This window comes from Clostridia bacterium, assembly GCA_036654455.1.
GTDB lineage: Bacteria > Bacillota > Clostridia > Christensenellales > CAG-314 > JAVVRZ01.
Genome location: JAVVRZ010000024.1, coordinates 313 through 577 on the forward strand (window position 1 = coordinate 313; position 265 = coordinate 577).

1 tRNA gene (cut by a window edge) is annotated in these 265 nt (G+C 41.9%); it reads left to right on the plus strand.

The annotated features are described in order from the left end of the window. A tRNA-Ser gene (locus tag RR062_06220) sits at positions 1-50 on the plus strand; it begins 18 nt to the left of the window's first position. Positions 51-265: the final 215 nt, after the last annotated feature.

Here is a 265-nt window from a genome sequence, read left to right on the forward strand (position 1 = left end):
CCTGCTTTGCAAGCAGGGGGTCGTCGGTTCGATCCCGTCATCCTCCACCAATACTTTGAAAGTGCAAACGTAAGCCGGTCAGTGACTCAGGTTTAGGTTTGATCTTTTAGCGATCAAAGCTGTTTCGTTCTTTAACAATCTGGAAGAAGTAAAGATTATTTATTGATCGGTTTGCCGTAAAACGCAAATCGATGGGTAATGATTGTATGTATCAACAAACAAGCAACAACGTTGTACTTTCTTATCCCTGTAGCGCTCTTTGATT